Origin of the sequence: Schaalia sp. ORNL0103, assembly GCF_019429565.1 — a bacterium.
GTDB lineage: Bacteria > Actinomycetota > Actinomycetes > Actinomycetales > Actinomycetaceae > Pauljensenia.
This window is the reverse complement of record NZ_JAHXSA010000002.1, coordinates 153,665-168,386: the sequence shown is the minus strand read 5'-3', so window position 1 is coordinate 168,386 and position 14,722 is coordinate 153,665. Positions and strand designations below refer to the sequence as shown.

The 14,722-nt window shown below is 59.6% G+C and carries 12 protein-coding genes and 1 pseudogene; 9 read left to right on the top strand and 4 right to left on the bottom strand.

Features of this window, described 5'->3' with window-relative positions; translation table 11 throughout:
- Positions 1–16 precede the first annotated feature (16 nt).
- Genes JJJ16_RS07980 through JJJ16_RS07970 form a run of 3 tightly spaced genes read left to right on the top strand, consistent with a single transcriptional unit; the run spans position 17 to position 2,738 of the window.
- Complete coding sequence (locus tag JJJ16_RS07980) at positions 17–1,111, top strand: TIGR03773 family transporter-associated surface protein (RefSeq protein ID WP_225905239.1); 1,095 nt, start codon at positions 17–19, stop codon at positions 1,109–1,111.
- On the top strand, positions 1,108–1,827 hold the full coding sequence (locus JJJ16_RS07975) for an anchored repeat-type ABC transporter ATP-binding subunit (protein ID WP_219752126.1): 720 nt from the start codon (positions 1,108–1,110) through the stop codon (positions 1,825–1,827). The genes JJJ16_RS07980 and JJJ16_RS07975 overlap by 4 nt, the downstream gene beginning before the upstream one ends.
- Entirely contained in the window at positions 1,824–2,738 is a 915-nt protein-coding gene (locus JJJ16_RS07970; RefSeq protein WP_219752125.1) for an anchored repeat-type ABC transporter permease subunit, read from the top strand. Before JJJ16_RS07975 ends, JJJ16_RS07970 begins: the two co-directional genes overlap by 4 nt.
- Positions 2,739–2,906: 168 nt before the next feature.
- Here the strand turns inward: JJJ16_RS07970 and JJJ16_RS07965 are convergent, their stop codons facing one another.
- The gene (locus JJJ16_RS07965) at positions 2,907–3,473 is read right to left on the bottom strand and encodes a hypothetical protein (protein WP_219752124.1); all 567 of its coding nucleotides are present in this window, start codon (positions 3,471–3,473) and stop codon (positions 2,907–2,909) included.
- Positions 3,474–3,807: 334 nt separating this feature from the next.
- A complete protein-coding gene (locus tag JJJ16_RS07960; protein ID WP_219752123.1) occupies positions 3,808–4,608 on the bottom strand; it encodes a DUF6318 family protein in 801 nt (266 codons plus the stop codon).
- Positions 4,609–5,084: 476 nt separating this feature from the next.
- On the opposite strand from JJJ16_RS07960, the gene JJJ16_RS07955 reads away from it, so the two are divergent.
- Positions 5,085–5,780 (top strand): hypothetical protein, encoded by a 696-nt coding sequence (locus JJJ16_RS07955; protein ID WP_219752122.1) that lies wholly within the window; start codon positions 5,085–5,087, stop codon positions 5,778–5,780.
- Here JJJ16_RS07955 and JJJ16_RS07950 read toward each other — a convergent pair.
- Positions 5,705–6,220 carry an FGGY family carbohydrate kinase gene (locus JJJ16_RS07950; protein WP_219752121.1) on the bottom strand — a complete coding sequence of 172 codons (516 nt, stop codon included), beginning with the start codon at positions 6,218–6,220 and terminating at the stop codon, positions 5,705–5,707. The two genes, JJJ16_RS07955 and JJJ16_RS07950, sit on opposite strands and share 76 nt — an antisense overlap.
- Positions 6,221–7,055: 835 nt before the next feature.
- Here JJJ16_RS07950 and JJJ16_RS07945 point away from each other — a divergent pair.
- A complete protein-coding gene (locus tag JJJ16_RS07945) occupies positions 7,056–7,493 on the top strand; it encodes a transposase (protein ID WP_219752120.1) in 438 nt (145 codons plus the stop codon).
- Positions 7,490–7,621 (top strand): annotated as a pseudogene (locus JJJ16_RS10290) (IS3 family transposase); the annotation flags it as partial. The gene JJJ16_RS07945 and the pseudogene JJJ16_RS10290, both read left to right, overlap by 4 nt.
- A gap of 36 nt (positions 7,622–7,657) precedes the next feature.
- Here the strand turns inward: JJJ16_RS10290 and JJJ16_RS10200 are convergent.
- Positions 7,658–7,858, bottom strand: a complete 201-nt coding sequence (locus JJJ16_RS10200) for a hypothetical protein (protein WP_225905272.1) — start codon at positions 7,856–7,858, stop codon at positions 7,658–7,660.
- A gap of 12 nt (positions 7,859–7,870) precedes the next feature.
- On the opposite strand from JJJ16_RS10200, the gene JJJ16_RS07935 reads away from it, so the two are divergent.
- The 3 genes from JJJ16_RS07935 to JJJ16_RS07925 all read left to right on the top strand — a co-directional run bounded on the left by JJJ16_RS07935 (position 7,871) and on the right by JJJ16_RS07925 (position 14,670).
- Positions 7,871–8,173, top strand: coding sequence for an integrase core domain-containing protein (locus JJJ16_RS07935; protein ID WP_219752118.1), 303 nt, complete (start codon positions 7,871–7,873; stop codon positions 8,171–8,173).
- Between the two features lie 64 nt (positions 8,174–8,237).
- A complete protein-coding gene (locus JJJ16_RS07930; RefSeq protein ID WP_219752117.1) occupies positions 8,238–11,501 on the top strand; it encodes a type I restriction-modification system subunit M in 3,264 nt (1,087 codons plus the stop codon).
- A gap of 16 nt (positions 11,502–11,517) precedes the next feature.
- Entirely contained in the window at positions 11,518–14,670 is a 3,153-nt protein-coding gene (locus JJJ16_RS07925; protein WP_219752116.1) for a type I restriction endonuclease subunit R, EcoR124 family, read from the top strand.
- Positions 14,671–14,722 lie beyond the last annotated feature (52 nt).

Here is a 14,722-nt window from a genome sequence, read left to right as displayed (position 1 = left end):
GCGTGTCGCAGCTCTAATGGTGCAAATCCCCCGCCTCGGCATGTCGGTGTTCGCCCTCATCATGTCGGCCTTCCTCGTCATCGCGGGTGCGCCCTCTTCTTTTGCTGACCCGAGTCCCGACCCCGACCTCGCGCAGAGCGTCGCCGCGCACGAGGAGTGGTCGAACGAGGCCAGCGAGATCAGCGTTGGGCACGTCGACCTCGGCCCCCGACTGATCGACGGGCAGTGGCGGGCCGGCCTGCGCCACGACGCCGAGAGCGGCGCCGTGTGGCGCGACCCCAACCAGACCGTCCTGCGGGTGGGTGATGCGGCCATCATGACCGCGCCCAACTCCGACGACTACCCCTTCCTGGCCGACGTCGCCGGCAAGCCCGTGTACGTCGTTCCCCAGACGCAGAACCCGGGCGTCGTGTGGCTCGGCTGGAACACGCAGGACCCCGCCGTCACCGCCACCATCGACCGCGGCCTCACCATGCGCGTCGGCCCCGTGTCCGGCCCCGGCCGCGCGTGGCTGTTCCTGCAGTCCGGCACCTTCGGCAAGCCCCTCCTGCTCGCCGACTCGGGCGCGGCGCCTGGCGACGTGTGGATCGACTCGGGCACGCACGTGCACGCCAACTGGGCGTTCTCCGCGCCCGGCACCTACACGGCGACCGTGACCTTCCTGGGCACGACCACCGCCGGCGAGGCCGTGAGCGCCTCCACGACCCTGCGCTTCGCCGTCGGTGACGCCGCCTCCGCGTCCGAGGCCCTGGCCATGGCTGCGCCCGCGGCTGCCCCCGCCGATGGTGCTTCCGCTTCCTCCTCCGCTTCTTCCTCTGGTGCCGCACCCGCTGGTTCCGGGGCCGCTGACCCCGCCGGTTCCTCTTCCTCCGCTTTGGGTGCCGCGTCGGGCGGGCTGCCCGACTGGGCCTTCCTCGCGATCATCGCCGTCGCCATCCTGTCGCTCCTCGTGATCGGCGCCCTCGTCGTCGCGCGCTCGCGCCGCAGCCGCGCCGAACAGGCCGCCGCCATCGCCGAGGCCGACTCCATCCTCGCGCCCCTACCCACCGCCCGCGGTGAGGGCTCGGGTGAGCGCGGCCCCGGCCTCGACGATCGGGGAGGGGAGCAGTGAGCCAGCTGCGCGTCACCGGACTGGGCGCGTCCCTGGGCGGGCGCAGCGTCCTCGAGGGCGTCGACCTGGAGGTTGAGGCCGGGGAGCTCGTCGGCCTCATCGGACCCAACGGCGCCGGGAAGACCACGCTGATCCGCTCGATCCTGGGGCTCATCCCCTCCAGCGGCAGCGTCGAGACCGACGGCGCGATCGGGTACGTGCCGCAGCGGCACGAGTTCGCGTGGGACTTCCCGATCAGCGTGCGCGACGCCGTCCTGCAGGCCGTCACCGTGCGGCGCGGGCTGCTGGGGCGCGCGCGCACCCCGCACTTCCGCGCGGTCGAGGAGGCCCTGTCCCTCGTGGGCATGCGCGAGCTCGCGAAGCGTCCCATCGGCGAGCTGTCCGGCGGCCAGCGCCAGCGCGTCCTCGTCGCCCGGGCCCTCGCGATCCGGCCCGCCGTGCTGCTCCTCGACGAGCCCTTCACCGGCCTCGACATGCCCACGCAGGAGATGCTCATGGACCTGTTCCGTAGCCTTGCGGACGGCGGACGGGCCCTCCTCATGACCACGCACGACCTCATCGGCGCGCGCGCCGGGTGTGACCGCCTGTACCTGCTGCGGCGCACGATCGTCGCGTCCGGGCGGCCCGAGGAGCTGGCGGACGCCGACCCGTGGATCCGCGCCTTCGACGTGCGACCCGACAACCCGATCCTCGACGCCCTAGGAGTGCGCGCATGAGCACCGTGATCCACGCGGCCGGACGTGCCCTCGTCCCGGCGGCGGACTTCCTGAGCCCCTACGACTTCTTCCGCGACCTGACGAATCCCGCGCTGGCGTTCCTGCCGCGCGCGCTGCTGATCGCGGTCGTCGCCGCGCTCGTGTGCGGCAGCGTCGGCGTGCATGTCGTCCTGCGCGGCATGGCGTTCATCGGCGACGCCGTCGCGCACTCCGTGTTCCCCGGCCTGGCGATCGCCTTCGTGTGCGGCGGGTCCCTGGTGCTGGGCGGCGCGCTCGCGGGCGTCGTGACCGCCGTGCTTGTCGCCTTGTTGGCGCAGAATCGGCGGCTCAAGGAGGACTCCGTCATCGGCGTGCTCTTCGTTGGCGCGTTTGCGCTGGGCGTCGCGATCATCGCGCGGGCGCCCGGGTACGCGGGGAGCCTGCAGGACTTCCTGTTCGGGTCGATCACGGGTATCCCGGCGTCGGATGTGCCCGTGGTGCTGGCTGGCGCGTTGTTCGTGCTGCTCATGCTGTTCCTCGCGCACCGACCCATCGTCGCGGTGACCCTGGACCGCGAGAGTGCTCGGGCGGCGGGCGTGCACGTGCTGCTGGCTGACCTGTCTTTGTATGTCGCCGTGGCCCTGGCCGTGGTGATCTCCGTGCAGACGATCGGCAACGTCCTGGTGCTTGCTTTGTTGGTGACCCCCGCGGCCACCGCGCGGCTCCTGTGCGACCGCCTGGGGACCATGATGATTCTGTCGCCCGTGCTGGGTGCTTCCGGGGGCCTGGTGGGCCTGTACCTGTCGTGGGCACTGGACGTGCCCACGGGGGCCACGATCGTCCTGGTGCTGACTGCGTGCTTCGTGCTCGCCTGGGTCTTCGCGCCGAGGCACGGCCTCCTCGCGCGGACACTGCGCGAGAGGCGGGGGTGAGGGGTTGAGCGTGGGGCGCCTGCGTGCGCGAGCTGGCGGGGCTGACTTTGATCCCGTCTATCCGAGCCCGGTTTCACTTCTGATTGTGTGGATCGTCGGTGATTGTTTCACGTGAAACACTGATGTTGAGGCCCCAGCCCACGGTGGTGGGCTGGGGCCTCGGTGTGTTTAGTGGCCTTGTTTTTCTTCTGCGGTGTCGGTGTTGTTGACGATGAGTTGACCGAGGGGGAACGGTCCGGTCGTTTCCGTGGTGGTGACCAGGCCATTAATGGTCTGGGTGTCTCCGGTGAAGGGGTTGGTGGCCGTGCCCGCCCAGGTGGTGGTGAGCGTGATGGTGCGCGTGGCGGAGGGGTAGGGGCCGTCCAGGAAGGACTTCCACCCATTGGGTGCCTTGTAGTAGTGGCGGATCAGGGCGGGGTCCGTGTTGGGATCCATACCCTCTTGCCAAGGCATCCCCGGCGAGGTCGTGGTCAAGTCCGGGGTCCCGTCACCCCAGCTCCACGTGTAGGACGTGGCCGTGAGGGTGACCGTAATGTCATGCCCCAGCAGCGTGACGGTGTGGGTTTGCGTGGGGTGGGTTGCTGCGACGAGCGTGGGGATGTACTTGTTCGTGTACGAGACCCCTTCGGGCCGCTTGTGGAGGCCTGCGCCGTCGGCATGAATCGTCGTGGCCGCGTAGTACAGGATCTCGCGCGTTGTAGGTGTCCATACGGCTTCACCGGTTTTGGGAAACATGGATCGACACGCATACAGCGTGGTGGTTCCGTCTGCTTGAACGCCTTCGTGTCTCTCGCCATCGCAATTCCGATCAGCCATGGATGTCACTGCATCAGTGCTTGGTGTGGCATCGTTAGTAAGCCTTGGGATGTCGTCTGAGGGCTTATGGTTGTTGGAACTACCACCAGGTGCAGTTTCTGTTTTCGAGATTTCTGTTGCAATCGTTGTATCTGATCCGTCCGAATGTGCTGTCATTTTTCCGTCAGGCTCGTCTGCAGCATATGAAGGTGCAGTTGTCAGCAAAAATGAAAACAACATTCCAAAGAGAATAGAAATACTCGGGAATACAAATTTAGCCTTCATTGTCACCAATGACTCTTCCTTGTGTCTCGACCCATCCGTTATCTGTCCAGGTCATAATGAATGTCAGTGTTGACTCGTAGGAGGTGCTTGCGGTGTCTAACTTCGTCATTGTGCAACTTACACCGTCGCTCGATTCGATTCTGAATTTGACAAGAATCGATCCTTCGGGAACATCTTTTCCATTTGCTTCTATTGGCTCCACCCTAAGCACGTGCGTGATATTGGATTCCAATCCGTAGGTCCATCCGTTCGTATATTGTTTAGTTATGTCTGCGATATAATCCGATGCAAACTTGGATGTGGGGGAGGACATGTCCGCGAATGGTTGTGTGTCTCCGGTGTTCCACGCGTAAACAAGCAGCGCGAGGTAGTGTTCGGCCGCGGCTTCGGCGCCTCGTTCGGTGTTTTCCTTGGCTTCTTCGGGTAGTTCGGGCTTCGTGTACGTGTCTGCCGCGAACTCGGCGGGGCGCACGAGGACTCCGTCGGGGCCGATTGCGTAACCGCCTGACATCGGGGGCTCGCTCGATGCCGACGGCATGGGCGCTGGATGTACCGTGGGTGTCGCGGCTGCGCTGGGGTGTTCGCTCCACGAGGCGATGCCCGCGCCCAGCCTGTAGGCACCAACAGCTGCCACAGCAACCAGTACGGTGAGCCCGATACCCATTGCCCACGGGCGTAGTGCTGCTCTCCTGGCTGATAGGGGGCGCTTCTTGCGGCGTGACGGCGGGGCAAGGAAGGCTTGCTCTTCTTCCTCGGTGACGGGTCGCTCGGATAGGGGTGGGACCTTCATGGTGTGTGTGCCTCCACGGTGAGGTGTCCTCCGACGCGCCCCCACCCTTGGGAGCGCGCCCTTCCCCATCAGGGTACGCGCAGAACCGACACGAAACACCAAGAATGCTGCGCAACCATCACGCAAATCCTCCCACCCACATTCCCAGAACCGCACGGATGTGCATGCCTGGCCCCGGCCTCGTCGTGAGAGGTGGGCACGAGGGTGCTCCCGGAACGTCAGGAACCGACGATGCTGAGTTGCGGACTTTCCAAATGGCCTCGTCGTGCCGGCTCCGTGCGGTATGGTTATCGAAAAATGAAGCGGTGTCGCTCGGCGATGCATGGGGAACAACGAGGCATGGGCAACCCGGTCGTATGGCTACCCAATCGGGCGGTTGATCTCCGGCGTCGGAATCAACGCGCATAGAGGCACCGCTGAAATGGATGCGGCTCTCGAGGAAGAGAGGCCTTCCGTGGAGACACAAGGAGAAAAGTATGGAAGCCATCGATGAGTTGATTAGTGCTGCGCAGACTTTCTACGACGAAGCGCGCGCGATTGAGAATGGGCGCTCCCGTTCCTGGGAGCATTGCTATCGCGTGTTTCGAGATGCGCGGACCGACCCCTCCCCGGACTGCGACTATTTGAGCCTGCACCTCGCTTTCTACCTGGCGAGCTGGGGGATGTATCGGGGCTCGTCCTTCCTCCTTCAGAAGGATTACAAGGTGCTTGTGCCCATCGTCGAGGAGGTCCTGAAGCCCGAATATGACTGCTTGTTTGGGCTTGCGTGCGCGGATCTGCGGGAGTCTGAGATTCAGGACAGGCTCGAGAATCTGAACAAATACATCGCCAAGTATTATTTCCGGCCGATCCGCGATGAGGTTGCAGGGCGTGAGGTTCCGACTCCTGTGTCGCCGGTTCTCGTCACGAAAATCCTCATGGGAACGCTCGGGTGCGTGCCTGCGTACGACAGGTTCTTTCAGGATGGCGTTGCGACATACAAGGTGACGACGCAGGAATACAGCCCGAATTCCGTCCTCAAGCTCGTGGACTTCTACGAGGAGCACAACGACCGCCTCGAGGAAGCGCGGCGGGGAATGCGGACTGACGACCTCATCTATCCCCAGATGAAGCTCCTCGATATGGGCTTTTGGCAGATTGGGTTCGAGAGGGACGCTGGGGACGCCAAGTGACCCATGACTGAACTTCTGGTGGGGTCGGCGACGCCGGCCGGCTTTCCGGAGAGCTCGTGGATGTGCTCGCTGCCGTAGCGGCGGATCTGCTCGGTGGCGCGGCCATCGAGCCATAGGATGCCGTTTCGGAGCGGGCGGCCTTCCTTGTCGAAGGGGGCGAATGATTCGTGCTGGTGGGTGATGCCGATGGCTGCGATGCGGCTGCGGTCCGTCAGCGAGAGCTTGGAGTGCACTTCCCCGATGGTCGCGCGGCTGGTTTCCCACCAGCGGATGGGGTTGTGCTCGTACTGGTCCATTGCGGGGGTGTGCAGCTGAATGTTCTGCTTCGCCGTGTGCCAGATGTTTCCTTCTGCGTCGACGACGATCGCCTTCGTGGACGTCGTCGACGAGTCGATTGCGACGACGAGGGGACCGTCTGCCAGATACTTGTTCTCGGTCATGATGCTTTTGCCTCACCTATGAATGACAATTGCTGATCTCGCGCACGAAGAAAGGCCATTCTTTCCGTGTTGCGATGAATGCAGAGACTACTCCCGGTGTATGTGAGGGACAATCAACCTGTCATATGCGCGCGAGGGGTCGCGAGGTCTCATGGGAGCCGTGTGTGCGAGGTGGTGGCTTCATCGAAAAAGCGCTGAAAATGGCGGTCTATCTGTATGTTTGCGGTGTGCGTTCTGGGAAGTGGGCACCACGATGCGCGGTGAAGATGCATACGTTGTGTCAAAGCAAGATGGATTCAAGATGTATATAGGTGCGATTGACGCCCGAGCCGCAAATTGTTGGAAATCCCGCTGTTGGGGCAAATGTGCTCACATGTTGGTTGATGTGTGTTTAGTGGGATGCTAGACGTGGCTGGCTATATCAAAGGTGAAGCATGTGATGATGCAGTGAGATCATTGTGCTGGTTGGTATAGCGTGGTGTATTTCTTGGTCTTGTTAATCTGATTTTAATAAGTTTGCTCTTTATTGATGACAATTCATTAATGCTTCAGTGACTTTGAAATAGCAACATCTCTGTTGAGTTCCTTAAGAAGAGTCAGCCCGCCCCAGCGAGCGCTTGGGTGGGCTGAATGATTAGCTCTCATCTAGCGCCCTCGAGTTATTGAGGGGCTGGAATCTCGCCATAAGAATTACGCAGTGGAGAAAGCTAATCAGTGCTCTCAGCTCTGCACGTCCGGGTGGAGAGGTCTGGGTTTTGGACCGTTTGTTGTGAGAGGGTTGTTCTGAGTAGTCCCGGCTGTTTGTGGCTGGGCAGAATGGATGACCATGAGGTAGTTGTCGAAGCACACGCCTGAGCAGATTGTCGTGAAGCTGGAGAAAGCCGAGGCGTTGGGAGGTGAGGGCATGAGTACGGCCCAGGCCTGCCGCGTGCTGGGTATCAGCGAGGCGACGTTGCGTCGGTGGCGCCAGCGTTATGGGGCTATGAATCGGAGTGAGGCAAAGGAACTGCGTGAGTTGCGCGAGCACAACGCGCGCTTGAAACAGTTGCTGGGCCAAGCAGAGTTGGAAAAGGCAGCGCTGCGAGAGTTGGCAGAGGGAAGTTTCTCAGCCCGGCGGCAGGCACGAGGCTGTGAACCACCTGGTTGGTCAGGGGTTTTCTCAGCGTCTTGCATGGGCGCGTTGCTGGGCTATCCCGGTCAGCGTATTGCCGGGCCCGCGCGGCGGGCGGGGCGAAAACGCTGCGTGATCATGCGCCTGTGCGCCAGTGGATGAACGATTTTGCCGCCACGCATCGACGGTGGGGCTATAAACGTGCCTGGGCGCGGGCCAAGAGCGAGGGTATTGTCATAGGGCGTGATACGTTCCGGCGCTTGTGGCGCACCGAAGGACTGCGCGTGCGCCCGCGCAAAGCCCACAAGCCCCGCACCGCACCACGCCTACAGCGCCTGGTCAGGGCTAGCGCTCCTGGGCAGTTGTGGGCCATTGATTTCCGGCTCGACTCGGACTGGAAGGGGCGTGTCTTTAAGGTCTGTAACGTCATTGATGAGTTCACCCGTCAGCACCTGGCTTTCCGCGTTGAGCGGCGTATGGGAGCCGTCGACGTGATCGAAATGCTTGACCTGGCTGTCCTGGCACATGGAGCACCTTAGGTGCTTCGGGCCGATAACGGGCCTGAATTCATCGCCGTAGCTGTGGGGCGCTGGGCCAGCGAGCACGACACACTCCAAGCGTTCATCCCCCCGGGCCAGCCTTGGCTGGGCGGGTTCGTGGAGTCCTTACACAACCGCATGCGCGACGAACTCCTCGAGGACAGCATGTTCGAGGACCTCGACCACGCCCGTACCCTGATCGCCGCCTGGTCGCGCCGCTACAATGAAGAGCACCCCCATAGCGCGCTGGGCTGGCTCTCACCCAACCAGTGCGCGCGCCAATGGGTACAACATCACCAATAACAACCAACAACCCTCAAAACACCCGGTCCACAAAACCAGACCAGGCCAACATGAAGGAATAAAGATGAACAAGCAGGAATTGGCGTCGAGGATCTGGGAATTCGCGAATGCTATGCGATCCAAAATCGAAGCGAACGAATACAAGGACTACATTCTCGGCTTCATCTTCTATAAGTTTCTCTCCGAAAAACAGGAACAATTCTTGCTCGCTAGTGGAATGACAACCGAAGAATTCCCGGAGCTACTGGTCGAAGACGACCTCGACACGGTGCGCTACGTGCAAGACAACGTGGGCTATTTCATCGCCTACACCAACCTGTACTCAACGTGGCTGAAGCTTGGCAACGACTTCAACGTCGGCGATGTCCGAGACGCGCTCAACGCTTTCACTCGTCTCATCTCCGAGAACGACAAAGCACTGTTCAAGGGAATCTTCGACACGCTGCAAACAGGCCTGTCAAAACTTGGTGACAGCGCAACCTCCCAGACCAAAGCCATCCGTGAGCTACTCAAACTCATCAAGGATATCCCCATGGATGAGCACGCCGGATACGACGTGCTCGGGTTCATCTACGAATACCTGATCGAGAAATTTGCTGCCAACGCAGGCAAGAAGGCCGGCGAGTTCTACACCCCGCATGAGGTTTCGCTGCTGATGAGCCGCATCATCGCCCACGAACTGCGGGGGCGCACCGAGATCCAGATCTATGACCCAACCTCGGGTTCTGGCTCCCTGCTACTCAACATTGGGCAGGCCGTCGCCCGGCACATGGGAGATCCTGACCGCATAAAGTACTACGCCCAAGAGTTGAAGGCCAACACCTACAACCTGACACGCATGAACCTCGTGATGCGAGGAATCAAGCCCGGCAACATCGCGGCAAGGAACGCCGACACCCTAGAGCAAGACTGGCCGATGTTCGACGAGGACGATCCAGTCGGCACGTACAAGCCGCTATACGTGGACGCGGTCGTGTCGAACCCACCCTATTCCCAACACTGGGATCCCACCGACAAGGAAGCCGACCCCCGGTATGCCCGCTTTGGACTGGCACCCGCAAGCAAAGCAGACTACGCCTTCCTGCTCCATGACCTCTTCCACCTCAAGCCCAACGGCGTGATGACCATTGTCTTGCCTCACGGCGTCCTGTTCCGTGGTGGTTTGGAAGAGACGATCCGACAGAACCTGATCGAACAGAACCACATCGACACGATCATTGGCCTGCCTGCCAATATCTTCTTCGGCACCGGCATCCCAACCATCATCATGGTGCTCAAACAACGCCGCGACCGCGACGACGTGCTGTTCATTGACGCGTCCCAAGGCTTTGTGAAAGTCGGAAAGAACAACCAGCTCCGGGCCTCCGACATCCAGCGGATCACCCACACGGTAGAGCATCGCCAAGACGTGGAGAGGTTCGCCCGCGTCGTCAGCCGTAAAGAAATCAGAGCCAACGACTACAACCTAAACCTACCACGCTACGTTTCTGCAATATCCCCAGCTGAACCGATCGATCTGCGCGCGACAGTGTTCGGCGGGATTCCCGAAACCGAGATTGACGAACTCTCCACCTTCTGGAATGTCATGCCAGGTCTGCGCGAAGCACTCTTCACGCAGACCGACAAAGGCTACGCACAACTCAACGATAGCGATCTGCACACGATCATCGATCAGCACCCTGCCGTTGGCGCTTTCAGAGGCCAGGTCACCAGCGTGTTAGAAGGACTCGACGACGATCTCGTCAGTCGAGTGATCAAACATCGGGCGACAGTGCCGCTCATGGCTACCGAAGAGGCGCTGACCGCCGACATCTTCACCCGGTTCGCCCACGCCCCACTCGTGGACTCCTTCGATGCCTACCAAGTACTACACGACCAGTGGGTAGGAATCGCGAACGACCTCGAAATGATCCAGAACGAAGGCGATACTGCCATACGCGCCGTTGACCCGGTCATGGTCATCAAGAAAAAGCAGAAGAGCAAGGAAGTCGTCGAGGAGCAAGACGGGTGGGAAGGACGAATCATCCCATTCCGCCTCGCCCAAGAACACCTCCTGCCCGAACTACTCGCCGAAACCGACGACCTCGCCACGAAGCTGTCGAGCGTTGACGAGGAACTGGCCGGCATGTTCGAAGGGTTCAGCGAAGAAGACCTACTCGACCTCGCTGGCGTGCTTAACGCCGCCGGAGATGCTTTCGCTAAAACCGCATTGAACAAGGCCGTACGTGACTTGAACAAAACCGGCGAGCAATACGCTGAAAACTCCATCGAAGCGGCGCAACTTCGCGCCAAGATACTACTTGACGACAGAACGAAACTCGCCCGGCAGCTCAAGATGGCACAAGTCAAGCTTGAAGCCGAAACCCACCAGGCGATCAACAACCTCACCGACACCCAAGCAGAGGAACTCCTCATCGCCAAGTGGGTCACCCCGCTCATCGAAGAACTAGCCACTATGCCCGAGACAGTGCTACGCCGACTCGATCAACAGCTCGAAGCCATACGCACCAAATACGCCAACAACCTCATCGAACTCGACACCCAGATACGCGGCAGCGAACACCGCGTAACCGAGATGCTCGGCCGCCTCACAGGCACAGACGCAGACATGCAAGGCATCAAGGCGCTACAGGAACTCTTGGGAGGCACCCACGCTAAGCTCCAGCAGACCAAGACATCGCTACTGCAACAAATGTTCCCGCAAGGCGATGCCGTTGAGCCCGAACTCCGCATAGGCGCCTTCGCCGGACCATGGAAATCCATGGAGCTAGGACAGCTCGGTAAAGCCCGGGCCGGAGTTGGCTTTCCAGATATAGAGCAGGGCGGAGATTATGGAATCCCGTTCTACAAGGTGTCTGACATGAGCCTTCCGGGCAACGAACGTGAGATGGTGAAAGCGAACAACTATGTGTCTACTGAGCAGATCGAGCGACGACACTGGAGACCTATATTGGATCTTCCGGCAGTTGTGTTTGCCAAAGTAGGTGCGGCAGTCTATTTAGGGCGCAAGCGGATGGTTCATGAACCATTTCTTGTTGATAACAACATGATCTGGTATTCGATCAACCTTGATGAATGGGATGTGGAGTTTGCCAGAACGGTGTTCGAGACTCTTGACTTCTCCGCGCTAGTACAAACCGGTGCATTGCCCTCGTTCAATCCTTCAGCAGTGGAAGAGATGGCAGTAATGGTTCCATCGTCCATTGATGAGCAGCGCGCCATCGGTGAGCTGTTTGGCCAGCTGGATGACCTCATTACTGGCGGGCAGTTGTATGTCGAGAAGTTGCGGCAGGCTAAGGTGAGCCTCCTGCAGAAGATGTTTGTGTGAGGTGATTGGTGTGAACATGGCGAAGACGTTTAGTGACGAGAAACAGTTCGAGGACGCTGTTATTGAGGTGCTGCAGCGTAACGGATGGACGGAGGTTCTCGACTACCCGTCCGAGGCGAAACTCCTAGATAACTGGGCTCGGATTCTGTTCGAAAACAATCGCTCGCAGGATCGGCTCGGGGACGTGCCACTGACGAGCACGGAGATGGATCAGGTCATTGAGCAGATCTTGGCGTTGCGCACACCGCTGAGGCTCAACGAGTTCATTAACGGCCGCACGGTAGCGATCACGCGTGACGCCACAGAGGCCGCCAATTTCGGTGTGGAGGTGAGCCTGAAGATCTATGACCGCCTTGAGATCGCGGGCGGACAGTCGTGCTACCAGATCGCCCGTCAGCCTCGATATAAGGCCAGCAATAAGATTCTGCCGCCTAGGCGGGGTGACTTGGTGTTGCTGATTAACGGCATGCCAGTGATCCACATAGAGTTAAAGCGCTCCGGGGTGCCAGTCTCGCAGGCGTATCACCAGATCGAAAAGTACGCCCACGAGGGCATCTTCAGCGGCTTGTTCTCGTTAGTTCAGGTGTTCGTGGCGATGACGCCAGACCAGACCCGCTATTTCGCTAATCCTGGCCCAGACGGAGTGTTCAATGAGGATTTCTACTTCCAGTGGGCTGACTTTGATAACGAGCCGATCAACCAGTGGGATCAGGTTATTCGTTCGCTGCTTGCTATTCCGATGGCGCACCAGCTGATCGGCTTCTACACGGTGGTCGACCGAGCTGCGGGCGTGCTCATGGTGATGCGTTCGTACCAGTACAATGCGGCGAACCGTATCGCAGACCGGGTGCTGCAGAAGGTGTGGGGCGATAACGAACAGCGTGGGGGCTACATTTGGCACACCACAGGCAGCGGTAAAACGGTCACGAGTTTCAAGACTGCCCAGTTGATTGCGGACTCGAAGAACGCCGACAAAGTGATCTTCCTCCTTGACCGTATCGAGTTGGGTACGCAGTCGTTGAAGAACTATCGCAGCTACGGTGGGGATGCTATCGAGGTTGCCGAAACCTCGTCAGCCCAGCAGCTTCTGACGAAGCTTAAAGATGATCTCTCAGTCCTGATCGTTACCTCGATCCAGAAGATGAGCATGCTTAATGTGGACGAGGTGCTGGCTGCAGACGACGTAGCCGCGTTGCGGCGTAAACGGATCGTGTTCGTCGTCGACGAGGCACACCGCTCAACGTTCGGCGAGATGCTGATGCGGATTAAGAAAACACTGCCCGACGCACTGTTCTTCGGTTTCACTGGCACCCCGATCCATGACGAGAACCAGCGCAAGCACTCCACAACGGCCACCTTGTTCGGTGACGAGCTACATAGGTATTCAATCGCTGACGGGATCCGGGACAAGAATGTTCTCGGATTCGACCCAGAAATGGTGGAAACCTACCGGGCGCGTGACCTGCGCAAACAAGTCGCGCTCCAGCAGGCCAGAGCAATCGATGAAGCTGAAGTCTTTTCTGATCCACAAAAGACAAAGATCTTCAACCGTTTCATGGACAAGAACCAAGTCCCTATGGTACGGGCGGCGAACTCGGCGGGTAAGATTGTTCGCGGAATTGAGGACTACCTGCCTACCTCCCAGTATGAGCGCGCAGAACACCGTGAAGCCGTGGTCACAGACATCATGGAGAACTGGGTGGCGCTTAGCCAGAACAGCAAATTCCATGCTCTCTTCGCGACCAGCTCGATCCCTGAAGCCATCGAGTACTACCGGATCTTCACCTCGAAGTATCCGTTCCTTGCAGTGACGGCACTGTTCGATCCGAACATCGACAACACTGGCGACACCCAACTTTTCAAGGAAGACGGGTTGGTTGAAGTGCTGTCCGACTACAACGCCCGGTTCGGCCAGAACTTCTCGATGAGTACTTACGACAAGTTCAAAACCGACGTGGCTGCCCGGCTCGCCCACAAGGAGCCACACAACGGCAGAGACTTCAGCCTAGACAAGCAGATCAACCTACTAATCGTGGTCGACCAGATGCTTACCGGGTTCGATTCCAAGTGGCTGAACACGCTGTACTTGGACAAAGTGCTCGCCTACGAGAACATCATCCAGGCATTCTCACGAACCAACCGCATCTTCGGCCCAGACAAGCCTTTCGGTTCTATCCGGTACTACCGCCGCCCGTACATGATGAAGGAGAACATCGACAAAGCTGTAGAACTATACTCCGGGCAGAAACCGATGGGTCTGTTTGTCGAACACCTGGATAGGCACTTGGAGAAGATTAACGACTGCTTCACTAAGATCCGTAGACTCTTCGCTGCCGACGACTTCGCCGAGCTTCCTGAGAGTGAAGCGGATCAAGGTGAGTTCGCCAAACTGTTCAGCGCGCTCTACCACGAGCTGCAGGCCGCATCGATTCAAGGGTTCAGTTGGGACAAGACCGAATACCATTTCAGTGACCCCAGCCGGATCATCGCCGTTGAAATCACTGAGAACGACTATCTGACGCTTCTCCAACGGTATAAGGAACTCACCGAGGGCACTGGTGGCGGCGGAGGCGAGGACGGGGATCCTCCTTTCGACATCGACACTCACATCACCCACATCGACACTGACCGGATCGACGCGGACTACCTCAACAGTAAGTTCACTAAGTACATTCGAGCGCGCGAAGAAGGCGTGCCGGCAGACGAGCTTCAAGCCGTGCTCGAAGAAGTGCATCGCAGTTTCGCCCGACTCTCACGCGACGATCAGATCTTCGCCAACCTGTGGCTCCATGACGTAACAGCCGGAGAAGCCAGCCTCGTTGAAGGCAAGACCGTTGAGGACTACATCAACGACTACAAGCAGGCACACCAAGAACGTCAGATCGATCTGCTCGTCACAGCCCTGGGCGTTGACGCAGCACAGGTGCGAGCGCTTCTAACAGCGCACGTAACCGAAGCGAACCTTAACGAATATGGCAGGTTCACCTCGGTCAAAGAAAGCGTTGATCTTGCTCAAGCGAAACGCTACCTCGAACACCGAGAAGGCCGATCGATGTCACTATTCCTCGTCAACCGCGAAGTCGAGAAACTGCTACGAGCGTTCATCCTGCGCTACGAGCTACCCGAAGACCTCGAAGTTCCCACGCAATCCCAAGACAAATCCGACTAGACAGGAGGATCGCTATCTCCGCCGACCGGGTTCTGGTAGGTGGTCGAGGTCA